Raw genomic sequence first — 23,924 nt, 5'->3', positions numbered from 1 at the left:
TATTCATTTTTGATTACATGAAGAGAATAAAGGTTTTTTTAAAAACTGGCAATAGTTTTATTATAATACAAAAATTTTATAAATTTCTAATAAATCAAGCCTGTTCATTGATGTGTGTGAATATACTAAAGAAAGCGAATACAATGTTTCTTAATTATTGTTTTCTTGAGAAAATATGCAAAATGCTTTTTTTGACGATAAAAGGAAATAGAGAATGTTTGCCGAATGTGCTAAAATGACCTTATTAAGGATGTGAAGCGATGGAATTTTTATTGCAGGATGCAATTCTATATATATCGTTTGTAACGACAGCACTTTGTTTATTAGAAGTTTTCTTTCTCGCTAATGTTTCTCGCTTTGTGCGTCAGCAAGCATCGAGCGGTAGACAAAGAGCTTTTGCGTTAGTTGATACATGTGAAGATAGTGCAGGGAATGTACCGCTATTTTCAATTTTTTATAAATATGGAATGATTCGTTCTGTACGCAGACAAGAATCAAGTGAAGAGAATGACGAGGTCGGTCCGTATACACCAATGTTTCGCTAAATAATTACGAAACATTGGAGGAATGAACATGTTAAAATCATACCGAGCTGTGCTCGTTAGTTTATCATTATTACTTGTTTTTGTTTTATCTGGTTGCAGTAATGCGGCCCCAATTGATGCACATAGTACTGGGATTTGGGATCATTATTTCGTATATCCAATCTCGTATATGATTCAATTTGTTGCTCATCATATACCGAGTGGAAGCTTCGGGATTGCCATCATTATTATGACGCTCGTTATTCGTTCAGCAATGATTCCATTAGCTGTTTCGCAATATCGTGGCCAAGCGAAAATGAAAAAAATGCAACCTGAATTACAGAAGCTAAAGAAAAAACACGGTGATGTAAGCAAAGACCTTGAAAAACAAAAGCAGTATCAAAAAGAAATGTCAGAACTAATGAAATCAGGCGGTTGGAATCCACTTGCCGGTTGCTGGCCACTATTAATACAAATGCCGATTTTCTCTGCTTTGTATTATGCGATTAGCCGAACAGAAGAGATTCGCACATCTTCATTTTTATGGGTGAACTTAGGACATGCAGATCCTTATCATATATTACCGATTATTGCAGCGTTAACGACATTTATTCAAATGAAAGTTTTCCAATCAAATAGTACGCCTGGAGAACAAGTACAAATGCTAAAAATACAGCAAATTATGATGCCGGCAATGATTCTATTTATGGGATTTGCGGCGCCATCCGGACTTGTGTTGTACTGGATAACAGGTAACTTATTTACAATGATGCAAACAATTGTATTAAGAAAAGTAATGGAACGTGAAGAGCTACAATTACAAGATGCATAGAGAAACACCGCTCGTGATGAGCGGTGTTTTTTTGTTAAGGTGTTAAGGAAATTTTAAGAAACCAACATTACGATAGGCATTGTATACGAAAGTGTACATGCTTTAGAACAATGAAGGAGGAAATTTCCTATGAAGAAGAAAACAGTTGGATATTTAGCGATTGCAGGTGCTTTATCATTCGGAATCATTGGAGGAGTCGGTATTCCGGCATTCGCGGCAACGGATACTCCAGCAACTGAACAAGCTACAAAAACGGTGAAAAAAGATTTAGATGACGCTACAAAACAAAAAGTAAAAACAATTATGAACGATACAAAGAAACAGTTAGAGGAACTTGGTGTAAAGCTTCCTGAGAAAGAGAAACGTAAAGACATGTTCGCAGGATTAGATGAACAGGCGAAAGAAAAAGCAAAATCAATTTTAAAGCAAGAGAAGTCCGGGAAATTAACGCGTGAGCAAGCGCAAGAGGAATTAACAAAGTTAGGCGTGAAAATGCCGGAGAAGGGTAAGCATGGAGACATGTTTGCTAACTTAGATGAACAGGCGAAAGAAAAAGCAAAATCAATTTTAGAGCAAGAGAAGTCTGGGAAATTAACACGTGAACAAGCGCAAGCGGAATTAACGAAACTAGGTGTGAAATTCCCAGAGAAAGGTAAGCGTAAAGATATGCTTGCTAATTTAGATGAACAGGCGAAAGAAAAAGTGAAGTCAATTTTTGAACAAGAAAAATCCGGAAAATTAACGCATGATCAAGCAGAAGAAGAATTAACGAAGTTAGGCGTGAAACTCCCAGAGAAAAAGAAGCATGAAGATATATTTGCAGGATTAGATGAGGCAACAAAAACAAAAGCAAAAGCGATTTTAGACAATGAAAAGAAACAATTAGAGGCATTGAATGTTGATTTACCGCACCATAAGTTTTTTATGAAAAAAGATGAAAAATAATTGAATTACGTAGCTTTCGTGTGGGCAACCGGAAGGTACAGGCGTGAGGGGGCTTTCTTTTGAAAGACCTCCTTTTACTGTTGGCGTTTTTTGTTGGTAAATCGATATATTTGAAAAATCGCTGATATAATTTTTACAGCTACACTGCTCCAAAGATACGGGGGAGTTAGAGAAATATTACAGCTTCTGTTATAATATAAGAAGAGAAATATTTCTTATGTTATATAAAAAAATATATTGATTTTTTCTAACAATTCAATATAATGAACAATAACTACAAAATTCGACATCAAGAAGTGATGATGAGGACACGATCAATTTTTTACGATTCTCAGAGAGGGAAGCCTTTGGCTGTGAGCTTCCTAATACGGAAAAATGGATTACCACCTCTGAACTGCAGCAGTGAACGAACATCTAGTAATTGCTTGCCGGCAAAAACCGTTATTTGGACTTGAGAAATTGGTGAAGTGTGTTACTTTACGAATTGAAACAAGGGTGGAACCACGAATACAGCACTCGTCCCTTTTTTAGGGAGGAGTGTTTTTTTATTTCATTTTTGCATCACACTAGGATTGGAAGGAGGATACGCAGCATGCATCATGATGAGAAAAACAAAATTGGTTTAACGGTAGCACTTTCTATCGTAGTAGGAACGATTATTGGATCTGGTGTGTTTATGAAACCAGGAAGCGTATTAGATTACTCAGGGAGTTCTAATATGGCCATTCTTGCTTGGGTAATTGGTGGTCTGTTGACGTTAGCGAGTGGTTTAACAGTAGCTGAAATTGGAGCGCAAATCCCGAAAAATGGTGGGTTGTATACGTATTTAGAGGAGATTTACGGAAGTTTTTGGGGATATTTATCAGGCTGGATGCAAACGATTGTGTATGGACCAGCTATTATTGGAACATTAGGGTTGTACTTTAGTTCTTTAATGATTAATTTTTTCTATTTAGATAAAGTATGGAATTTACCAATCGCAATTGGAACAGTTGTGTTCCTTGGCGTTGTAAATAGTATGGGAACAAAATACGGAGGTATCGTCCAAACGGTTACGACAATTGGGAAGATGATTCCAATCGTATTAATTGTTGTGTTAGGTTTTTGGAAAGGAAATAGCGATATCTTTAACGTAGTTGTACCGATATCAGAAAATCAAAGTATCGGGATGGCAATTTTAGCAACGTTATTTGCTTATGACGGCTGGATTTTACTCGCTTCGATTGGCGGAGAAATGAAGAATCCAACAAAGTTATTACCGAAAGCAATGACAGTTGGGATTTTAATTGTAACGGCTGCTTACGTGTTAATTAACTTAGCTTTATTAAATGTATTACCAGCAACGCAAATTGTAGAACTTGGAGAAAATGCAACAGCGACAGCTGCGGGCATGCTACTTGGAGAATATGGCGGGAAAATTATTAGTATTGGTATTATCGTTTCTATTTTCGGTTGTTTAAATGGAAAGATTTTAACGTTCCCACGTATCCCGATGTCGATGGCAGAACGTGGACAACTTCCATTTGCTAAGTTTATTGCAAAGGAAAGTCCAAGATTTAAAACACCAGCAAATGCGATTACTGTTGAAATCATTTTAGGAATTATTTTAATGATTATTAGTGATCCGAATAAGCTATCTGAGATTTCCGTATTCATTATTTATATTTTCTATGTAATGACGTTTATTGGTGTCTTCATTTTAAGAAAACGTAATAAGAATAAAGAGCGTGCATACAGTGTACCGTTATTCCCAATCGTACCAATCGTCGCGATTTTAGGTTCGTTCTTTGTAATTGGTAGTGCGATTATTAATGATCCGGTAAGTTGTTTCTTATCCATTGGAATGGTATTTACTGGACTTCCGGTATATTGGTATTTAAATAAGAAGAATAAAAATGAAGTGTCATGATTGAAGGGTAGGCGTATAATACGCCTACCTTTTTTACTGTAAAAAAATTGTACTTGTATTCAATTTCTATTTTGGTTACTATAGTCGTAGTAACCAAAATAGAAAGCGTGGGGAAAGACTTGAATTTTCGTGTGTACATTTTAGCTATCGCGGCTTTCGTAGTCGGAACGGTTGAGCTAATTATAGGAGGAACGCTTGATTTAGTTGCCAATGATTTAGGAGTATCTATTAGTGCAGCTGGTCAGCTTATAACAATATTTTCAGTAGTATTTGCTTTATCAGGTCCGGTTTTATTAGCGTTAACAGGGAAGTTTGAGAGAAAAAGATTATATGTTGGGGCATTATCAATTTTCTTAATCGGAAATATCATTTCAGCATTTAGTGTGAATTATGGAATGTTAATGTTCTCAAGGGTTGTTTGTGCAGCGAGTGGTTCGCTTATTATTGCGCTGTCAGTAACACTTGCTTCTAGCGTTGTAGAACCGCATTTTCGTGCGCGAGCAATTGGAATCATTTTTATGGGGATCAGTGGATCGCTCGTACTTGGAGTACCGCTTGGTCTTGTACTTGGAAACGCATATGGATGGCGTGCACCATTTGTACTCATTTCGATCTTAACAGTTATGGCAATTGCTTGTATTTCATTATTCTTAACGAAAGTACCACCGACATCAGTGTTATCGATAAGAGAGCAAATTGCTACGTTAAAAGATAAAAAAATTGTCAGTGCACAGTTAACATCATTTTTATTTTTATCGGGTCATTTAACGCTATATGCATATTTAACACCATTTTTAAAAGATGTGATGCATGTGGAAGCGAATTGGATTAGTGTATTTTACTTCATTTTCGGAATTGCGGCGGTACTTGGAGGTGGCCTAGGGGGCTTTCTTGCTGATAAATGGGGATCGAAGAAAAGTATTATTTCCATCATTATCGTATTTGCATGTGCGATCTTCCTATTGCCATTAATGACATTCTCATTCCCGCTTTTCATTATTATGATGGGACTTTGGAGTATGCTGAGCTGGGCTATTTCGCCAGCACAACAAAATTATTTAATTGAAATTGCACCAGAATCAGCTGGTATTCAGCAAAGTTTAAATAACTCTGCTCTTCACTTAGGGATCGCGCTCGGTTCAACAGTAGGTGGAGTTGTTATTGAAAAATCATCTGTTATATACAATGCTTGGGTAGGTGGCGGCTTTATTATATTAGCGCTGCTTTGCGCAATTTTTTCGATTACGAGAGGACGTTCTACTCAGTTTGCGAAGGAAGAATCTATCGTTTGATAGGTTCTTTTTTATTTGTAAAAAATGGAAGGTTTTAGTGGAAAGGTGGAGAATTTGTATGTAGCGAGGTGATGTGTATGTATACGAATTTTTCAATTATTGGTCTTCTAATTTCAATGCTTCCGTTGTTTCTTATTATTCTTGCACTTAGATGGGTTCGTTTCATCTATCAAAATTCAGAGAAACAAGTGGAGCAGAATGAGAAAATCATTGAACTTTTGATGGAGATAAAGGAAAAAGATAAGCAATATGTATTCGTTTGAAATTTGTTTCTCGTAAGTTAAGAAGGCACTTATAAAGTGCCTTCTTATTATTTTTGAAAATGTAAAACATGTGATATTCATTTGTCAATAGCAGCATGAGAACAAATAATTTTAAAGTTGCTTATTACTTTGGAACTTTCTCAACAATTCGACAAGATACTACAAAAAAACCACCTATTCTCTTTTTTTCACTATAAGTACAATGAAACAGTAAGATTGCTTCATGTAGAAATTTATATATGGTGGTGGAGAGAATGAAACGAAAGATGGTAGGAAAATGGTTTAGTTTTTTAAGTGCTCTTATTATTTTATTAGGAATTGCAATGCCACAAGTAAAGGCAGAAGTAATGAACAGAGAAACATATAAGATGGATTGGAGCTATAGTAATTCGAAACAGCGTGACATAAAGACCGAAATAATTAAAACGGCTTCGGGTAGTATTGGGTATTGTTTAACGCCTGATTTACGTTCACCCAATGGGGATGATTTGCCTGAGATGGGGAAAACATCTGATGCCGTATATCGTATTTTATTAAATGGATATCCTCAAAAAAGTCCATCTGAATTAGGTGTAGCGACAACGGAAGAAGCGCATTATGCTACACAATTAGCAGTATGGATTGCAGCGAATGAATTAACGGAAGAAGATTTAGTTGCAAAAAATGAACGAGTACATAATCTTATGAAGCGTTTAGTAGAGGCTTCAAAAAAAGAAACTGGATCACAAGATGTATTCTTTAAAGTTAATCCTGTAGACACACAAACTGCTACACACAAAGGAGAGTATTTAGAAACAGGATTTTATGCGATTCAAACGAATTCAGTTTCTGGCTCTTATACAATTCTTCCTGAAGGTGCTCCTAAAGGGATTCGAATTGTAAATGAACAAGGGGAAGAGAAAACTACATTATCAATTAACGAAAAATTCAAAATTTTAATCCCTAAAGATACGAGTAGTGGTAATTTTAAAATGAAAGTGAAGTCTACTTTAACAAATTTACAAGCAATAGCTTTTAAAGGATCAGAAAAGGTTCAAAATACAACGGTATTGTTACAAAGAAATAGTGAGAAAATCAGTACAGATTTAGTTGTAAATTGGGAATCAGTAGGCTCTTTAAAGATTATGAAATTAGGAGAAAAAAAGGAATTATTAAAAGGAGCGGTGTTTGAAGTTTCTAATGAAAACTTTAAACAAAATGTTACGACTAATGATAAGGGGGTTGCGGAGTTAGGTAATCTTCCAATCGGTATATATAGCGTCAAAGAAATTCAAGCGCCAGCTGGATATGTGTTAGACGGAAGTGTTAAAAAAATTGAAGTGAAAACTGGTGAAACTGCTGTATTAGAGTTGAAAAATGAAAATATAAAAGGTGAATTAGAAATAACGAAAGTAGATGTAGCGGATGGGAATACGAAACTGCCGAACACAGAATTTACAATCTACAACGAACAAGGGAAAGAAGTAGTAAAAGGGAAAACGGATGAAAAAGGTGTAGCGAAATTTAAACTACCATACGGAAAGTACACGTATAAAGAAACGATAGCACCGAATGGATATGTAATAAATGAAGAGACGTTCGCATTTGAAATAAAAGAGAATGGAGAAATTATTAAACATATCGTTCAAGATAAGAAGGTGGAAGGTGAGTTAGAAATAACGAAAGTAGATGTAGCAGATGGGAATACGAAACTGCCAAATGCAGAATTTACAATCTACAACGAACAGGGAAAAGAAGTAGTAAAAGGAAAAACGGATGAAAAAGGTGTAGCGAAATTTAAACTACCATACGGAAAATACACGTATAAAGAAACAATAGCGCCGAATGGATATGTAATAAATGAAGAGACGTTCGCATTTGAAATAAAAGAGAATGGAGAAATTATTAAACATATCGTTCAAGATAAGAAGGTAGAAGGTGAGTTAGAAATAACGAAAGTAGATGTAGCAGATGGGAATACGAAACTGCCAAATGCAGAATTTACAATCTACAACGAACAAGGAAAAGAAGTAGTAAAAGGGAAAACGGATGAAAAAGGTATAGCGAAATTCAAATTACCATACGGAAAGTACACGTATAAAGAAACAATAGCGCCGAATGGATATGTAATAAATGAAGAGACATTCGCATTTGAAATAAAAAAGGATGGAGAAATTATTAAACATATTGTGAAAAATAAGAAAGAAGAAAAGGCATCGCTTCCTTCTAAGCCAAATAAGCCAACACCGAATGAAGAAGTGAAACCTGCCACTGATGTGAAGCCAATGCAACAACCAAATACTCATAATGAAGTGCGTTTACCAGCTACTGGCGGCGTCGGCAATGAATTTACCGCTTTATTCGTTTTAGGAATTGGTTTTATTATTGCGGGTGCTTATGTGTTAAGGATGAAAAATAGAAAAGAAATGTAGAAAAAAACGCCTTGTAATAGAGGCGTTTTTTTAGTATCTCAACTTCATCAACAAACTCTTAATTTCCTCATCTTCCATAAAGAGATCATGGTGTTTCTGGGTAATCTTCGCAAGTGCAACGTCATGATAGAAAAATTCTGTAAAGAACTTCACGAAAGGTTGTGACATTGTTTTCATTGCTTGCCATGACTCTTGCTCTACACCAGCAAATAAAATTTCACGGTCGTCAACGATGAGTAGTAAGTAGCGCTCTAGCGCGTTAGGCTCTTCAGCTGGAATTAGAAAATGCATGTTTTCTAAGTCTGTTTCTACGTTTCCAACGATAAGGGACTCGGTTTTGACCCCTTGTTTTGCCTTTTCTTCTAATAACGGAAGATATTCTAAAAGAGTATCATTCCAAGCTGAAATGCGAATTGATTCTTTTGCACTTTCGATGAGTTCTTTACCTTGAACTCGAATAGAAGATTGCATTTTTAAGCTCCACACACGGTCATCTGTAAATGATTTTTTTGATATATTCGTTTCTAGTTCTTTAATATTTGATTGGAATTCTGTCGTTAACTTTTCAATTGCTAGCTTGAGTGGTAACGCTGTATACATCTTTTTCTTTTCTGAAACAGAATCCATTACCATTCCTTTATCGATCAGGCGTGCTAGCACTTCATATATTTTTGCTTTTGGAACACCAGAATGCTTCACAATCGTTGTAGCATCTAATGGCTCGTTGCTTGATACGACAACTTCGTAAGCTTGGCTTTCATATTGTGAGAAACCGAATTTTTGTAACATAGTTCCCTCCGAACGAATGAGATTATATAGTTTAAGGATAATGAACTATTTGTTTTTGCACAAGTAGTAGTAGGTTTTCTACTCAGATTGAGGTGAGAATTAGTTTCAATTTTTTAATTTTATCTATTATACTTAATATAATGATTAATAAGATTTAAATTCAATGCGAAGGGGATGCTTTGGGGGATATGTTAAGAAGTTTACGTTTAAAAATTGCGGTAGTATTTTCGGTACTTATTTCTATGATGTTCGTAATATTGGGTACAGCTATGTATGAATTACAGAAAGAGAAGGAAGTGCGCTCCTTAGACCAGTATTCTCAAAATACGATGGATCTTGTGACAGAGCAACTTACAACATTTGTTCAAAGAACGGATGAAGATATGGGGTATTATGCGAACAGTGAGATGGTTCGTAATATGCTTCAAGACGGAGTTACTCCAGAAGAGGAAGCTTTTTTGACGAAAGAGTTTTCGGAGTATAAAAAGAATCATCCTGGCATTTTAGACTTATATATTGGTACGAAAGATAAAAAAACATTAAGTGCCAATCTTGCTGAAGGTGGACAAGTGCCAGAAGGTTATGATCCAACGACAAGACCTTGGTATAAAGACTCAGAAGCTGATGTGAAGAAGGTTCACTGGGGACAACCTATGTATGAAATTGCTACAGGTAAGCTAAGTGTGGGGGTTTCTAAGGCAATTACAGCTCAAGATGGATCTGTAATAGGTGTTGTTGCAATGGATGTATCGCTCGGAACAATTCAGAAGTTACTTCATAATATTCAATACAATAATGGCGGAGAAATGTTTATTATAAATGATAAAAATATGGCTCTTGTTTACCCAGAGAAAGTCGGGAAAGATGTTTCGAAAGAGCCACTTGTGAAGAGTTTAAATAAAGATGTAACAAAATATGCTGTCACTACATTAAAAGGTGAAGATGTAGTTGCATATAGTCAGTCATTTGATTTGATGAAATGGAAGATAGGAATTTTTTACCCGAAAGAAACGATTGATGGGCTATTAAATAGTACGAGAAATACAGTCATTATAATGGCATGTATTAGCTTATTAGTTGGAATCGCAGCTTCATACTTGTTCTCAAGAAGATTAGCAAGACCGCTGCAACTATTAACGAATCACGTTCAAAAAGTAGCAGAAGGTGATTTGACATTGCAAATGAAAGTGACAAGTAAGGATGAAGTTGGAGAACTGACGAACCATTTTAATCATATGGTTGAGCAAATGAATGAAATGGTAAGTAAAATTAAAAATAGTGTATCAACAGTGCAACAATCAACGAGCAATCTACATTATTTAACGAATGAAACTGTAGCCGCTAGTAGAGAAGTGTCAGGTGCAATGGATGATGTGAGCGGAGGAGCTTCTACGCTTGCTAATAGTGTAGATGAAGTTTCAGAGCAGCTCGAGAATATGGCGCAGTCAGTGGAACAAATGAATAATTCAGTCGGTGACATAAAAGACGTGGCTGGCAAAGCTGAAGAGGCATCTAAGCAAGGCTTAAATACGATGCGTAATTTAGTTCGTACAAGGGGCCAATCATCTTCGATTGTTGTTCACACAGAAGAAGCATCTGGTAAGTTAGAGCAAAGAGTTGGATCGATTCAAAATGTAGTAGAGCTTATAAAAGGTATTTCGGATCAAACCAATTTACTTGCTTTAAATGCTTCGATTGAGGCGGCGCGTGCAGGTGAACAAGGTAAAGGCTTTGCTGTTGTTGCTGAAGAAGTCCGAAAGTTAGCGGAACAATCGAAAGAGGCAACAGGAGAAATTGCAACGATGATTGGTGATGTACAATTAGAGGTAAAACGAGTTGTAGAAGTTGTAAGTAAATTAAAAGATATTGCGGATGTACAAAATAACGTTACGACAGAAGCAGAGGCGGAATTCCGTACAATTATGTCAGTTGTTAATACGATTAGTACTTCAGTGGAACAAATCGTAGAAGAGGTAAATAACATTGGTCACGAGCAAGGAGAAATTACAGCGGTAATGCATACGATTGCTGGTACGAGTCAAGAAAGTGCAGCTGTTTCTGAAGAGGTAAATGCTGCAACTGAATCACAAGTGAATCATCTAGAAAAGGTAGCTCATACGATGGAAAGCTTGACGGAGCATATGAGAGACTTAGAAAGATTGGTTGAGCAATTTAAAATAGAGGAATAACAAATTAGTAAAATGCTGCGTATTTCGGTAAAATAGACAATGGATATATAAGAAGCAATTATAGGAGGAAAACTACTATGGCAATTGTTGACGTATCGATTATTCCAGTAGGAACAGGTAATCCAAGTGTTAGTGAATATGTAGCAGAAGTACAAAAGGTGCTTGAGAAAAATGCAGATCGTGTGAAGTATCAATTAACACCAATGAATACAATTATTGAAGGAGATCTTCCTGTCATTCTAGAAGTAATTCAACAAATGCATGAAGTTCCATATACGAAAGGTGCACAGCGCGTTGCAACAACAATTCGTATCGATGATCGCCGTGATAAAGTAAGCACAATGGAGAAGAAATTAAACTCTGTTCGATCAAAATTATAAGGAAAAGCAGCGATCTTCGCTGCTTTTTTCATATAGGAGGTAGATAAGATGAGTGAAAAGTTTAACGAACAATTTGACGGGTTGTTAGAGAAATACACGGAACTATTACTTGGAGAGAGCAATGAAGAGAGAAAAGAACAGGTACAGAAGTGGGCACTGTATTCTTACATAGCGAAGACGATGCCGGCTTTAGTGAAGCATTGGAATGAGACGTATCCCGATGCGAAAGAAGAGATGGTGCAGTTAATTACTGATATTAAAAGGCTGAATGAAGAAAAGAGAAATGAAGGATAAAAAGAATAAAATGCACAACTTTTCTCAATACAATATTGAGAAAAAGTGTGCATTTTTTAATTGTTTTCTCATTATAAAATTAAATGCATTCTTCAATTGCGTAATCCGCTATTTCGTATGTTCTTGGAAGAATGCTGATTTGAATTCATGCTCTATTTTTTTTCTTCTTTTTCTATTTCGGATACAGATTTTTCAGGATCTTTTATAAGTTTTCCCAATTCTCCAGAACGTGTAAGCTGTTCCTCAAAATCTTTTGTAGTACTGACGCTAGCTATAAACCATAATTTGTCATCTTGGTTTATATATCCATTTATATGTGGAATGCCCATAGGGGTTATTTCCCTTTTTGTAAATGTAATAGATTTCACATCCTTTACATTATAACGAATGTACTTTTCCACTCGTGCTTCTTGTTTCTTCCAAAACAGCTCTTCTTGTTTTTTCTTCTCTACATATTTCATCGCAATATATCCTCCTGCTATAATACAAATAATGGTTAATGTGATTACCAATTTCTTTTTCATTTGGAATCTCCTTGCATTAAAATATAATTAAAATATATCATGGAACGAGTGGTGAAAGATGACTGAATTTCAAAAAAATCCTATTGCGACAGATCAAGATTATTTTGAATTAGCAGATCAAGTTTATGGTGACGTTTTGCAAAAGGGTACTGAAATAAAAGGTAGTGAAGGGAAAAAATGGGTAGTAATTGAATCCATCGATACCAATCAATCCGAAGCAAAAAATGGCCTGCAAGCTATTGCTGTTGTACCTGCCAAGGATTATGACCCAGATAAAACGCAATATGATAATGTTATTTATTCTTTTCGTGGAACGGAATTTGGAAAGTTTGATGGCGATTTATCTACGGATACTTTCCAAGTCACAATGGGAATGAAAGATAACTGGGGAGCTGTTGGCGGAGATATTCAAAAACTCCCGACTTCTTTTGATAGTTCGTTAGAATTTGTAGACAGGGTTAACAAAACCTATAAACCAATCTCTGTTCACACGACTGGACATAGCAAAGGAGCTGCAGAAGCTGATTTTGTTGCTGCTGAACGAAACTTTTATGCGACAACGTATGCTGCCCCTAATATTTACCGCTTGTTAAGTGATGAAGCAAAAAAACGTGTAGATGAAGGTGTAATGGATCATAAGGCTGTTGATTATACACATGAAAAAGATGCTGTAGGGAATTTTGAACAATTTGGTGCAAATCCGATTGGTAAACAATATATCGTAAAAAGTAATGGAACTTCTCATGGTGTATTAGGTCTTTTACTTATGGCAGAACATCCTATGGATACGTTTCAAGGGATGTTCCATTCCGATGGAAGCCCGATGTTAGTATCCGAACCTCATGGCGTTATTCGTCAAGCGAAAAATACAGAAATTCATCTGAAAGTTGAGGATATTCAAGCAATTACAACAGATTTAAAACGTGAAATAGATCATATTAACGAACAAATTGTAGAAGCCAGTTCAAAGATTATACAAGTATTACAGCAATCACCAGCTAGTGTAGATGGAAATTTAATTCCTACAATTACGTATGCTGTAAATCAATTTCAAAGAAACTATATGGAATCTCTACGTTCCACATCAGATTTTATTTATCAAAAGGCAAATGAATTTGAACGAGTGGATAATGAAAGGTAAATAGGGGGAATTAATATGAAAAACTATGATGTTATTCAACATTCTTTAGATGTACAAGGGGCAACTAATCAATTAGCTAGGTGTTTATCAGATTTAGAAAATCATAAAGTTAAACTATACTCTATCAAAACATTATTAGCTCATAATTGGAAAGGGAATACAGCAAATGAAATTGAAAGAAGATTAAATGAAACTGAAGATAAATTAATGTATGTACTTAATCAATTTCAAAATATAGAAGGGGATTTAGAAAGATATAAAAGAAGTGTAGACAGTTTTGCCAATCAGTTTATGATGATGGGACCAAAATACTAATCAATATCCTCTATATGCAAAATATAAAATGAATCTTAATCTACATAGAAGTTTGGTTTTAATGTAAAGGGTATATTTAATTGTAAGAGCTAGTCATTACACAATTTTTAAGGAGATATTCAAAGTCACGATGATTGGTGAATGTGAAGCGTATATTGTTTTTCACATTAATATCCTTATATAATTTACATGGAATATAAAGGGTTTTATAAGCATGTCGAATATTTTCGACATGCTTATTTTGTGCCTATTAAACTCTATTTTTCTAAATGTCGAAAAATATTCCCTTCATATTAAGAAGCGAGAATATAGGGTTTTAAATGTTTTTATAGTATTTTATAAATTATCTAAATAATTATTTGTATCCAATAATTTTAAACAATGATATAATTTTGAAGAGGGGTAAAAAACAGATAAATTAAGTCATAGGGGTGAATTACATGGAACAATTAATGCGAAATTCGTTTCTTTTCTTATCTAAAAATAAAGCGCTAACAAAACTGGCTAAAAAGTACGGTTTACGTTTTGGAGCAGGTCGCTTTGTCGCAGGGGAGACGATTGAATTAGCGACAGCAGCTATTAAACAATTGAACAAGCAAGGTCTTTGTGTAACAATCGATTATTTAGGGGAATTCGTTGATAATGAAGCGGAAGCAAATGAAATGGCTAACCAATCGATTGAAGCGATCCGTGCAATTGGAAGAGAAGGTTTGGATTCGCAGCTTTCTTTAAAGATGACTTCTATGGGATTAGATATCTCTGATGAAATCGTAATGAACAATATGCGCCGTATTTTGGAAGCTGCACAAGAAAATGGTGTGTTTGTTACAATTGATATGGAAGATTATACACGCTGCGGGAAGACGATTGATATCTTTAAGCAGTTAAAGTCTGAATACGATAATATTGGTACTGTTATTCAAGCTTACCTGTATCGTACAGAAAAAGATATGGAAGAATTAAATGCTTATAGTCCTAATTTACGTCTTGTAAAAGGAGCTTATAAAGAACCTGAAGAGGTAGCGTTCCCGGATAAGAAAGATGTAGATGATAACTATAAAAAAATTATTAAAATGCACTTATTAAATGGAAATTATACTGCAATTGCTTCACATGACGAAGCGATTATTGAATATACGAAAAAACTTGCCGAAGAACACAACATCCCAAGAGACCAATTTGAATTCCAGATGTTATATGGTATTCGTAATGAGCGTCAACTTGAGCTAGTAAAAGAAGGTTACAAAATGCGTGTTTATGTACCTTATGGAAACGACTGGTATGGCTACTTTATGCGTCGTCTAGCAGAGCGCCCAGCAAACGTTGCGTTCGTATTAAAAGGTATGGTTAAAAAATAACCAAGGAGAAAATACTCCTTGGTTATTTTAATTGCTGAAATGCGTAATGTGCCATTTTCTTCGTATCAGGATATAGCTGCGTGCGAGTAGAAGATAATACAACATTAATGACGCGTTTACCGTCTTTTTCATCCACTGTTACGACCGTATATTTTCCGAGTGCTGATAGACCGCTTTTACTTCCAATTGCATATGGATCGTCATATAGTTCTTCTCGTCCATAGTTTGCGATTTTGGGAGAGCGTTCTGAAGTATGTAGAGTTGTACGTGTTGAATTCATATGTTCTAAAACAACTGGATACTTTAATGCTTCTTTCGTAATCATAGCAATGTCATATGGTGATACTTTGTTTCCTAGTGCATCAGCACCACTTGCGTTTTTGAAAGTCGCATGTTTTGTACCAAGTTCCTTCGCTCTAGCATTCATCATTTTCACAAATTCATTTTTTGATCCTGCGATATGTTCTGCAATTGACTCGGCTATTGGGTCTGCACTAATGATAAGCATAAGTTTTAATGCCTCATCCCGCTTTAATTTTTCCCCAGCACGAAGCTTAATTTTCTTACTTTGACTTTCTGTTTTAATCGCGTTTTCTGTAACTGTAATTTCTTCATCTTCTTTTACATTCTCTAGTAGGAGAAGGGTTGTCATCATTTTGGCTATACTAGCCGGATAAGAGCGTTCATCTTCCCGTTTTCCATACAAAATTTCACCTGTGTCTGCATCGATTGTAATTCCGTATTGCCCAGTAATACTAGGTTGATCGGCTCTTACAGTTTGTTGTCTTTGTGCATAAGAGAAGAAAATCATCCCTGTAAATAATGTTGCAATCATTACAATCATAATTAATGTTCTTTTCAATATAATTCCCTCATTTGTTACAAATAAATTGGGCAGAAAAAGCAGCCATTACCCATTATGCCACGTTCTCTGCCCAAAAATATAGCGTTATTTTTCGCTCATATTATGCTTCTTATATTGCTGGTTATTACCTTGACGTCCTTTTTCTATGCCTCGATCAGTTGGACCAGCGTTTCCTGTCACACTTGCTGCACTAATTCCAGCCTTTGAAGGGTTCTTCTTAAGTTTTGCCATATATATTCCTCCAGTTTCGTCAGATTATAAAAAGGGAAAGTGTATTTGAGTGAAGAAAATACATATATAGCATAGCCAAATGAAAGAAATATATTTATTTCAGAAAATTTTATCAATAAATATATTGCGAAAATTCAAACTGTATCATATATTTATTAGTAGAGGCTCACTCATTGATTGCGACTTATGTCGAAAAATTGAATGAGCATTCATTCAAGAATAGGGGGAGAATTGGATGTTCCAAATTAAAAAGGCTGCTGTTCTAGGTTCAGGCGTAATGGGTTCGGGGATTGCAGCACACTTAGCTAATATTGGTATTCCGACATTATTGCTTGATATTGTACCACCTGCGCTTACGAAAGAAGAGGAAGCGAAGGGACTTACATTAGAACATAAAAGTGTGAGAAATCGTTTTAGTAATACAGCATTGCAAAAACTATTAAAGCAAAAACCAGCTCCTCTGACAGTGAAAGGAAATCTAGCACTGATTGAAGCAGGTAACTTAGAAGATGATCTTGAGCGTCTTGCCGATGTAGATTGGATTATTGAAGTAGTAGTTGAGAACTTAGATGTTAAAAAGACACTATTTGAAAAAGTAGATGCTGTTCGTAAACCAGGTTCTATTGTAAGCTCGAATACGTCAGGCATTTCAGTTGAAAAAATGGCAGAAGGTCGTTCAGACGACTTCCAGAAACACTTCTTAGGCACACACTTTTTTAACCCACCACGATATTTAAAACTTCTAGAGGTAATACCGACGAAAGAAACTGATTCACAAGTATTAAGCTTCATGAAACTATTTGGCGAAGACGTTCTTGGAAAAGGCGTTGTTATCGCAAAAGACACACCAAACTTTATTGGAAACCGCATCGGTACGTACGGTTTATTAGTAACTCTTCAAGAGATGGTAAAACGCGGCTATAGCATTGGGGAAGTTGATTCTGTAACAGGCCCACTTATTGGTCGTCCGAAGAGCGCAACGTTCCGTACATTAGATGTTGTCGGTTTAGATACATTCGTACACGTTGCAAATAACGTATATGAAAACGTACAAGAAGAAGAGCGTGATGTATTTAAAGTACCAGCTTTCATGCATGACATGCTTGATAAAAAATGGCTGGGAAGCAAAACAGGTCAAGGCTTCTTCTTAAAGCAAGGAAAAGAAATTTTAGAATTAAATCCTGAAACGATGGAGTACGAAGCTCGCAAAAAATTAAAAGCTGCTTCTATCGAGTTAAGTAAACAAGAAAAAGGTTTATCGAATAAATTGAAAGCGCTTGTATATGCGAAAGACCGCGCAGGAGAGTTGTTATGGAACATCATTACACCAACTCTTTTATACTCTGCAAAACTTCATAAAGAAATTGCTGACGATATCGTTGCAATTGACCAAGCGATGAAGTGGGGCTTTGGCTGGGAACAAGGACCATTTGAAGTTTGGGATGCAATTGGCGTTGAAAAGTCTGTTCAAAAGATGGAAGAAAACGGCGCAGTTGTTCCGGCTTGGGTGAAAGAAATGTTAGAGAAAGGTTTCACTACTTTCTATAAACATGATAACGGCGATAGCTACTATTACGATAATGGCGAATATAAGCTAATCGAACGTAATAAAAAGGCGATTTCTCTTAAGCAATTAAAAGCGAAAAATGGCGTATTAAAGAAAAATAGCGGAGCGAGCTTAATTGATTTAGGCGACGGCATCCTTTGTTTAGAATTCCATTCGAAGAGCAATGCAATCGGTATGGATATTACGCAAATGATTAACTACGCTGTTGATGAAGTAGAAAAGAATTATAAAGGTCTTGTTATCGGTAACCAATCGAAGAACTTCTGCGTTGGTGCGAACCTAGCAATGATCTTAATGGAAGCACAAGATGACAACTACTTTGAAATTGAGTGGGTTGTGAAAAACTTCCAAGATGCAATGACGAAAATTAAGTACTCTTCTAAGCCAGTTGTAGCAGCACCATACGGTATGACGCTTGGCGGAGGTACAGAAGTATGTTTACCAGCAGCGAGCATTCAAGCTTCTAGTGAAACGTATATGGGCTTAGTAGAAGTTGGTGTTGGCTTAATCCCTGGCGGAGGCGGTAATAAAGAGCTATACATTAAACACTTAAATAAAATGGCAAACGGCGTAGAGTTTGATCTGCAAAAAGTTGCAAATAAAGTGTTCGAAACAGTCGCAATGGCGAAAGTTTCAACTTCAGGACAAGAAGCAGTTTCTCATAACTTCTTAGGTGATAAAGACGGTATTAGTGTGAATGGTGATCACTTACTATACGATGCGAAACAGAAAGCACTTGCTTTATATGAAGCTGGTTATAAAGCGCCGATCCGTAAAAAGATACCGGTTGTTGGTGAAACAGGATATGCAACTCTTGCACTTGGTGCAGAAGCAATGCATTTATCTGGTTACATTTCAGAGTACGATCTTCACATTGCGAAGAAACTTGCATATGTCATTGCGGGCGGAAAAGTACCGTACGGAACAGAAGTTGATGAGCAGTATTTATTAGATGTAGAACGTGAAGCATTTATTAGCTTAGTAAGTGAGATGAAATCACAAGCAAGAATGCAGCACATGCTTGTAAAAGGAAAGCCATTACGTAACTAATAACGAGGGGAGATATCGTTCATGAGAGAAGCTGTCATTGTTGCGGGAGCAAGAACACCAATTGGAAAAGCAAAGAGGGGTTCATTAAAAACAGTTCGTCCTGACGATCTAGGGGCGTTAGTAGTAAAAGAAACGTTAAAGCGTGCGAATTATGAAGGACCAATCGATGATTTGATTTTCGGTTGTGCGATGCCAGAAGCAGAGCAAGGTTTAAATATGGCTCGTAATATCGGCGGATTAGCAGGACTTTCTTACGATGTTCCAGCTATTACAATTAACCGTTACTGTTCTTCAGGTTTACAAAGTATCGCTTACGGAGCAGAGCGCATTATGCTTGGTCACTCGGAAGCGGTATTATCAGGCGGAGCGGAATCAATGAGTTTAGTTCCAATGATGGGACACGTTGTTCGTCCAAATAGTCGCCTTGTAGAAGCAGCTCCAGAATATTATATGGGTATGGGACATACAGCAGAGCAAGTTGCTGTGAAATATGGAATTTCTCGTGAAGAGCAAGATGCCTTTGCAGTAAGAAGTCATCAACGTGCTGCGAAAGCGTTAGCTGCAGGGAACTTTGCTGATGAAACAGTATCTGTAGATGTAACGTTACGTACTGTTGGATCAAACAACAAACTGCAAGAAGAAACAATCATTTTCGCACAAGACGAAGGTGTAAGAGCAGAGACGACAATAGATATTTTAGGTAAATTACGTCCAGCATTTAACGTTCGCGGTTCTGTAACAGCTGGTAACTCTTCACAAATGAGTGACGGTGCAGCATCTGTACTATTAATGGACCGTGAAAAAGCAGTGAGCGATGGTATGAAGCCACTTGCGAAATTCCGTTCATTTGCAGTAGCTGGCGTACCACCAGAAGTGATGGGAATTGGTCCAATCGCTGCCATTCCAAAAGCGTTAAAACTAGCTGGCTTAGAGCTATCTGATATTGGCTTGTTCGAACTAAATGAAGCATTCGCTTCACAATCAATCCAAGTTATTCGTGAACTTGGTTTAGATGAAGAAAAAGTAAACGTAAACGGCGGTGCAATCGCACTTGGACACCCACTTGGCTGTACAGGAGCAAAACTAACACTATCTCTTATTCACGAAATGAAACGCCGCAACGAACAATTCGGTATCGTAACAATGTGTATCGGCGGCGGAATGGGAGCAGCGGGAGTGTTTGAATTACTATAAAAAAAGTGGAAGCGGCTCGCTCAGAATGTGAGGAGGATGGAGCTTCAGACGTAGAGGCGCTCTTTGCCTCGCAGGAAGAAGCGAAGCCACCGAACATTCTAGCCGCTGGAACTGGATTATAAAAAGTGCAGGTGGCTTGCTCAGAACGAGACGCTGCCAATGCAAAGAATGGAAGCAACAAAGGTTTATAAAAAATAAACGGGAGAGCCAGCTTCTTTCAAAATGAGAGAAGTGGCTTATGAAAATATGAAGGAGGAAATTTTCATGGAAAAAACAGTAGGAAATGCGGTTAAAGGCGGTAGCTTTTTAGTAGATGAGATTACGATTGATCAAGTGTTTACGCCAGAAGATTTTTCATCTGAGCATAAAATGATTGCAAAAACGACAGAGGACTTTATCGTAAATGAAGTTCTTCCAGAGCTTGAATATTTAGAGCAACATGAGTTTGATCGTTCTGTTCGTCTTTTAAAAGAAGCTGGGGAACTTGGTTTATTAGGCGCTGACGTACCAGAAGAGTACGGCGGAATTGGACTTGATAAAGTAAGCTCAGCGTTAATCGCAGAGAAATTCTCTCGCGCTGGTGGTTTTGCAATTACTCACGGTGCTCACGTAGGTATCGGATCGTTACCAATCGTATTATTCGGTAACGAAGAGCAAAAGAAAAAGTATTTACCATTACTTGCAACTGGTGAAAAATTAGCTGCATACGCATTAACTGAGCCAGGTTCAGGATCTGACGCATTAGGTGCAAAAACAACGGCACGTTTAAATGCAGAAGGTACACATTACGTATTAAATGGTGAAAAACAGTGGATTACAAACTCTGCATTCGCTGACGTATTTATCGTATACGCAAAAATTGATGGAGAGCACTTCTCAGCATTTATCGTAGAGAAAGACTACGCTGGTGTATCTACAAGCCCAGAGGAAAAGAAAATGGGTATTAAATGTTCTTCAACTCGTACGTTAATTTTAGAAGATGCATTAGTACCGAAAGAAAATTTACTTGGTGAAATCGGTAAAGGTCATATTATCGCGTTCAACATTTTAAATATCGGCCGTTATAAATTAGGTGTTGGTACAGTTGGATCTGCGAAACGTGCAGTAGAAATTTCAGCACAATATGCAAACCAACGTCAACAGTTCAAACAACCAATCGCTCGCTTCCCATTAATTCAAGAGAAACTTGCGAATATGGCAGCAAAAACATATGCAGCTGAAAGCTCTGTATATCGTACAGTAGGGTTATTCGAAAGCCGCATGAGCACATTATCTGAAGAAGAAGTAAAAGACGGTAAAGCAGTAGCAGCTTCTATCGCTGAATATGCAATCGAGTGCTCTTTAAATAAAGTATTCGGTTCTGAAGTACTAGATTATACAGTAGATGAAGGTGTTCAAATTCACGGTGGTTACGGATTTATGGCAGAGTACGAGATTGAAAGAATGTACCGTGATTCTCGTATTAACCGTATTTTCGAAGGAACGAATGAAATTAACCGCCTAATCGTACCAGGTACGTTCTTACGTAAAGCGATGAAAGGTGAATTACCACTTCTTCAAAAAGCACAAAAATTACAAGAAGAGTTAATGATGATGATGCCAGAAGAAGTAGGCGATGAGCCATTAGCACTTCAAAAATATTTAGTAAGTAACGCGAAGAAAATCGGCTTAATGGTAGCTGGATTAGCTGCTCAAAAATACGGTAAAGCATTAGATAAAGAACAAGAAATTCTTGTGAATATCGCTGACATCGTAAGTAACCTATACGCAATGGAATCAGCTGTTCTTCGTACAGAAAAAGCAATTAAAACAACTGGTCTTGAAAAGAATAAACAAAAAGTGTTATACACTGAAGTATTCTGCCAAGAAGCGTTCAACGAAATCGAAGCACATGCGAAAGAAACACTTATTGCAGTTGAAAATGGCGACATGCTACGCATGATGTTATCATCATTACGTAAATTAACTCGTCACACACCACTTAACGTAATTCCGAAGAAACGTGAAATCGCTGCGAAAATTTTAGAAGATGAGCGTTATACAGTTTAATACTTTGTAAAGAACAGTAGTCGTTTATACGACTACTGTTCTTTTTTTTTCTGAAAAAATAAAATTTTTAGTGACATAAAACTAACGACATTAGTATAATAAAACTAATAGTATTAGTTTTCGTGAAAAGGGAGATGGAAATATGAGAATGATACATGAGCAAACGGTATATCAATTGTCATTTTTGCCAAGAGTGTTTCCAGTGAATTGTTACTTTGTGGAGGAAGAAGATGGTTTAACTTTAATTGATGCTGCTTTGCCATATAGCGCAAAAGGAATTTTACAGGCGGCTGAGAAAATAGGAAAACCAATTACGAATATTGTATTAACACATGCGCATGATGATCACATCGGTGCATTAGACGCATTAAAGGAAGTACTTCCTCATGTTCCAGTCTATATTTCTAAGCGGGACGCAAAGCTGTTAGAAGGCGATACGACGTTACAAAAGGATGAACCAAATACGCCAATAAAAGGCGGTGTACCTAAAAAGGTGAAAACGGTACCTGATGTTTTATTAGAAGATGGCGACCGAGTTGGATCGCTTCTTGCGATTATGACACCGGGACATACGCCAGGATCCATGTCGTTTCTTGATATACGAAATAAAGCTCTTATTGTTGGGGATGCATTTCAAACAAGAGGGGGGATGGCTGTTTCGGGACAAATGAAATTTTGGTTTCCGTTTCCTGCGATGGCAACATGGAGTAAAGAAGTCGCATTACAAAGTGCAGAGAAGCTAAGAGAATATGAGCCGTCCTTGCTTGCGGCAGGGCATGGAAAAATGATAAATGATCCAGGCGCTATTATAGAGCTTGCTATTAAGGAAGCTAGGCGGAATATAGAAAGCATGAAAGAGGGTTAATTTATGACACCGAGAATCGGACTTACATTACCGAAAATTGTAGAAACAGCAGCAGAAATTGCAGATGTAAATGGAATACAAGAAGTAACATTAGCTTCATTAGCGCAAAGGTTAGGGATACGTTCTCCCTCACTATATAATCATGTAAAAGGGTTACAAGATGTACGGAAACATCTTGGTATTTACGGAATACAACAGCTGCATAACAAGCTGGAAGAAGCGGCCGAGGATAAACGTATGGATGAAGCAATTCATGCATTAGGAGAAGCGTATGTAGCGTTTGTTCGAAAACATCCTGGACTATATGAAGCAACCTTTTTACGAGATGAAGAAGTAAGAAAAGAAGGTGACGGAATTGTAAAGCTTTGTCTTCAGGTTTTACAACAGTACGATTTAGAAGGAGAGAATGCACTTCATGCGACACGCGGATTTAGAAGTATTTGTCATGGATTTGCGTCGATTGAACAGCAGGGCGGATTTGGTCTGCCATTAGATTTAGATACAAGTTTACATGTATTATTGGAAACGTTTATTAAAGGATTATATGGAATGAAAGAGTGAATAAGAAGCGAGGCAACTAAAAACCTTAGAAGTGATTCTAAGGTTTTTTAGTACATATGATTCCAAAAGAATGGTAGGCTTTTTCTCATTAAATGATATTATTTTGCAGGTTTGAAAAATGTGTATATGGCTAAGGAAAGGCAAACGAAACTGAATACGATAGGATCTTGATAGGGATTAGGTTCAGAGCCCTTCTGGATTTCTGTAAGGAAGTCATGTGTTTTCATGTTCATTGCTCCTTTAGCTAATAAGTTTTATATGATGCGAGGGTTATGGTGGATAGAAATTTTTTGAAACTTCATATAATAATTATTATATAGCAATCTGATTCCTAAAACTATAGAATATAAATTTTTCATAATATGTAAAATTGCAT

The 23,924-nt window shown here is 36.6% G+C and carries 22 protein-coding genes and 1 other annotated feature; of the genes, 18 read left to right on the top strand and 4 right to left on the bottom strand.

Annotation, left to right across the window (positions count from 1 at the left end):
• Nucleotides 1-260 precede the first annotated feature (260 nt).
• From ACYVEC_RS00665 to ACYVEC_RS00635, 7 genes are all read left to right on the top strand, one after another.
• Nucleotides 261-545: a hypothetical protein gene (locus ACYVEC_RS00665; RefSeq protein ID WP_000394930.1), complete on the top strand. Its 285-nt coding sequence runs from the start codon at nucleotides 261-263 to the stop codon at nucleotides 543-545.
• A 28-nt stretch (nucleotides 546-573) separates the two neighbouring features.
• Nucleotides 574-1,356 carry a membrane protein insertase YidC gene (gene yidC, locus ACYVEC_RS00660; protein ID WP_063222164.1) on the top strand — a complete coding sequence of 261 codons (783 nt, stop codon included), beginning with the start codon at nucleotides 574-576 and terminating at the stop codon, nucleotides 1,354-1,356.
• A gap of 129 nt (nucleotides 1,357-1,485) precedes the next feature.
• Nucleotides 1,486-2,301, top strand: a complete 816-nt coding sequence (locus ACYVEC_RS00655; RefSeq protein WP_063222163.1) for a hypothetical protein — start codon at nucleotides 1,486-1,488, stop codon at nucleotides 2,299-2,301.
• Between the two features lie 290 nt (nucleotides 2,302-2,591).
• Nucleotides 2,592-2,828 (top strand) — a binding site (T-box leader).
• Nucleotides 2,829-2,893: 65 nt separating this feature from the next.
• Entirely contained in the window at nucleotides 2,894-4,210 is a 1,317-nt protein-coding gene (locus tag ACYVEC_RS00650; protein WP_063222162.1) for an APC family permease, read from the top strand.
• 107 nt (nucleotides 4,211-4,317) lie between these two features.
• The gene (locus ACYVEC_RS00645; RefSeq protein WP_142332706.1) at nucleotides 4,318-5,502 is read left to right on the top strand and encodes an MFS transporter; all 1,185 of its coding nucleotides are present in this window, start codon (nucleotides 4,318-4,320) and stop codon (nucleotides 5,500-5,502) included.
• A 77-nt stretch (nucleotides 5,503-5,579) separates the two neighbouring features.
• Nucleotides 5,580-5,765, top strand: coding sequence for a hypothetical protein (locus tag ACYVEC_RS00640; protein ID WP_275718895.1), 186 nt, complete (start codon nucleotides 5,580-5,582; stop codon nucleotides 5,763-5,765).
• Nucleotides 5,766-6,019: 254 nt separating this feature from the next.
• Complete coding sequence (locus ACYVEC_RS00635) at nucleotides 6,020-8,176, top strand: SpaA isopeptide-forming pilin-related protein (protein WP_460505334.1); 2,157 nt, start codon at nucleotides 6,020-6,022, stop codon at nucleotides 8,174-8,176.
• A gap of 30 nt (nucleotides 8,177-8,206) precedes the next feature.
• Here ACYVEC_RS00635 and ACYVEC_RS00630 read toward each other — a convergent pair whose 3' ends face one another.
• Nucleotides 8,207-8,965, bottom strand: a complete 759-nt coding sequence (locus tag ACYVEC_RS00630) for a TrmB family transcriptional regulator (RefSeq protein ID WP_460505332.1) — start codon at nucleotides 8,963-8,965, stop codon at nucleotides 8,207-8,209.
• Between the two features lie 188 nt (nucleotides 8,966-9,153).
• Between ACYVEC_RS00630 and ACYVEC_RS00625 the strand changes: the two genes are divergently transcribed.
• The 3 genes from ACYVEC_RS00625 (at nucleotide 9,154) to ACYVEC_RS00615 (ending at nucleotide 11,828) form a co-directional block, all read left to right on the top strand.
• The gene (locus tag ACYVEC_RS00625) at nucleotides 9,154-11,154 is read left to right on the top strand and encodes a methyl-accepting chemotaxis protein (protein WP_098555411.1); all 2,001 of its coding nucleotides are present in this window, start codon (nucleotides 9,154-9,156) and stop codon (nucleotides 11,152-11,154) included.
• 77 nt (nucleotides 11,155-11,231) lie between these two features.
• Complete coding sequence (locus ACYVEC_RS00620; RefSeq protein WP_001018860.1) at nucleotides 11,232-11,534, top strand: MTH1187 family thiamine-binding protein; 303 nt, start codon at nucleotides 11,232-11,234, stop codon at nucleotides 11,532-11,534.
• A gap of 48 nt (nucleotides 11,535-11,582) precedes the next feature.
• The gene (locus tag ACYVEC_RS00615) at nucleotides 11,583-11,828 is read left to right on the top strand and encodes a YusU family protein (protein ID WP_001290593.1); all 246 of its coding nucleotides are present in this window, start codon (nucleotides 11,583-11,585) and stop codon (nucleotides 11,826-11,828) included.
• Nucleotides 11,829-11,980: 152 nt separating this feature from the next.
• Here the strand turns inward: ACYVEC_RS00615 and ACYVEC_RS00610 are convergent, their stop codons facing one another.
• On the bottom strand, nucleotides 11,981-12,352 hold the full coding sequence (locus ACYVEC_RS00610; protein WP_098555394.1) for a DUF1433 domain-containing protein: 372 nt from the start codon (nucleotides 12,350-12,352) through the stop codon (nucleotides 11,981-11,983).
• A 58-nt stretch (nucleotides 12,353-12,410) separates the two neighbouring features.
• On the opposite strand from ACYVEC_RS00610, the gene ACYVEC_RS00605 reads away from it, so the two are divergent.
• The 3 genes from ACYVEC_RS00605 (at nucleotide 12,411) to ACYVEC_RS00595 (ending at nucleotide 15,166) form a co-directional block, all read left to right on the top strand.
• Complete coding sequence (locus ACYVEC_RS00605) at nucleotides 12,411-13,493, top strand: cytoplasmic protein (protein ID WP_098555393.1); 1,083 nt, start codon at nucleotides 12,411-12,413, stop codon at nucleotides 13,491-13,493.
• A gap of 15 nt (nucleotides 13,494-13,508) precedes the next feature.
• Nucleotides 13,509-13,808 (top strand): hypothetical protein, encoded by a 300-nt coding sequence (locus ACYVEC_RS00600; protein ID WP_098555392.1) that lies wholly within the window; start codon nucleotides 13,509-13,511, stop codon nucleotides 13,806-13,808.
• A 440-nt stretch (nucleotides 13,809-14,248) separates the two neighbouring features.
• The gene (locus ACYVEC_RS00595; RefSeq protein WP_098555391.1) at nucleotides 14,249-15,166 is read left to right on the top strand and encodes a proline dehydrogenase family protein; all 918 of its coding nucleotides are present in this window, start codon (nucleotides 14,249-14,251) and stop codon (nucleotides 15,164-15,166) included.
• 22 nt (nucleotides 15,167-15,188) lie between these two features.
• On the opposite strand, the gene ACYVEC_RS00590 is transcribed toward ACYVEC_RS00595, so the two are convergent.
• Together ACYVEC_RS00590 and ACYVEC_RS00585 are read right to left on the bottom strand one after the other, a co-directional pair.
• Nucleotides 15,189-16,028, bottom strand: a complete 840-nt coding sequence (locus ACYVEC_RS00590; protein ID WP_063222155.1) for a D-alanyl-D-alanine carboxypeptidase family protein — start codon at nucleotides 16,026-16,028, stop codon at nucleotides 15,189-15,191.
• An 87-nt stretch (nucleotides 16,029-16,115) separates the two neighbouring features.
• A complete protein-coding gene (locus ACYVEC_RS00585; protein ID WP_460505327.1) occupies nucleotides 16,116-16,262 on the bottom strand; it encodes a YuzL family protein in 147 nt (48 codons plus the stop codon).
• Nucleotides 16,263-16,497: 235 nt separating this feature from the next.
• Between ACYVEC_RS00585 and ACYVEC_RS00580 the strand changes: the two genes are divergently transcribed.
• The 5 genes from ACYVEC_RS00580 to ACYVEC_RS00560 all read left to right on the top strand — a co-directional run bounded on the left by ACYVEC_RS00580 (nucleotide 16,498) and on the right by ACYVEC_RS00560 (nucleotide 23,548).
• Complete coding sequence (locus ACYVEC_RS00580; RefSeq protein ID WP_460505325.1) at nucleotides 16,498-18,879, top strand: 3-hydroxyacyl-CoA dehydrogenase/enoyl-CoA hydratase family protein; 2,382 nt, start codon at nucleotides 16,498-16,500, stop codon at nucleotides 18,877-18,879.
• A gap of 21 nt (nucleotides 18,880-18,900) precedes the next feature.
• On the top strand, nucleotides 18,901-20,073 hold the full coding sequence (locus ACYVEC_RS00575; protein ID WP_063222152.1) for an acetyl-CoA C-acetyltransferase: 1,173 nt from the start codon (nucleotides 18,901-18,903) through the stop codon (nucleotides 20,071-20,073).
• 264 nt (nucleotides 20,074-20,337) lie between these two features.
• On the top strand, nucleotides 20,338-22,122 hold the full coding sequence (locus tag ACYVEC_RS00570; protein WP_063222151.1) for an acyl-CoA dehydrogenase family protein: 1,785 nt from the start codon (nucleotides 20,338-20,340) through the stop codon (nucleotides 22,120-22,122).
• A gap of 142 nt (nucleotides 22,123-22,264) precedes the next feature.
• A complete protein-coding gene (locus tag ACYVEC_RS00565) occupies nucleotides 22,265-22,987 on the top strand; it encodes an MBL fold metallo-hydrolase (RefSeq protein ID WP_063222150.1) in 723 nt (240 codons plus the stop codon).
• A gap of 3 nt (nucleotides 22,988-22,990) precedes the next feature.
• On the top strand, nucleotides 22,991-23,548 hold the full coding sequence (locus ACYVEC_RS00560; RefSeq protein WP_063222149.1) for a TetR/AcrR family transcriptional regulator: 558 nt from the start codon (nucleotides 22,991-22,993) through the stop codon (nucleotides 23,546-23,548).
• The last annotated feature ends 376 nt before the right edge of the window (nucleotides 23,549-23,924 follow it).

The organism is Bacillus sp. MN7755, from assembly GCF_054771475.1.
The sequence above is the reverse complement of the archived record's forward strand: the minus strand, read 5'-3'. Positions and strand labels throughout refer to the sequence as shown.